Origin of the sequence: Kineococcus siccus (assembly GCF_009906795.1) — a bacterium.
GTDB lineage: Bacteria > Actinomycetota > Actinomycetes > Actinomycetales > Kineococcaceae > Kineococcus > Kineococcus siccus.
In genome coordinates, this window is the sequence record NZ_JAAALN010000437.1 from 1 (window position 1) to 690 (window position 690).

Sequence of the window (690 nt, forward strand, 5' to 3'; positions counted from 1 at the left end):
GGGTCAGGGGGCCGCGGGGACCACGAGGGTCTGCACCTCCTGCACGCGCAGACCCGAGGAGCGGGTCTGGGTGATGTCGCGCAGCGGAGTCCACGCGCCGTCGTCGGCGTCGCGGAACTCGATGCGCCAGGTGGCCGTGAGCCGCACCTCGACGTTCTCGGGCGCCCCGAAGTCCGCGCCGGCCGACGTGCGGTGGTAGTCGAACGAGCAGATGCCGGGTCCGGTGCGGTCCAGGGCGCCCGGGGCGAGCACCGTGCCGGGGCCGGCGCAGGTGACGGGCGCCCGGCCGGGTTCGCCCGGGTCGACGCTCAGCGACAGCACCCGTGCCCGCATCTGCACGCCGGCCTTCTCCAGCACGGGCGGCGGTGTGCGGTCCTCCAGCGAGAAGGAGACGACCTGCCGCACGCGGGGGACCGCCGACGGCGACGTCCGCACGTCGCTCGTGACGATCCGCCCGACCCTCTCGTCGGCGAGCTCGGCGAACGCGCGCTGCCCGTCGGTCAGCTCCCACCAGAAGGGCGGCCGGGTGCCCGGCGGGTCGTCCGGGGAGAAAGGGACCTGCGAGGTCCTCGTCGAGACCCGACCGAGCGGGACCCGCGTGACGGGGTCGAAGCTGCCGACGAGGCAGACCTGGGTCCACACCACGGCGGGCCGCTTGGTCGGCGTCGGCGCGGGCGGCGGCACCGGGGG

The 690-nt window shown here is 75.9% G+C and carries 1 pseudogene; it reads right to left on the minus strand.

Annotated elements, in window-relative coordinates:
* Positions 1-3: 3 nt before the first annotated feature.
* A pseudogene (locus GTR02_RS22015) lies at positions 4-690 on the minus strand (hypothetical protein); the annotation flags it as partial.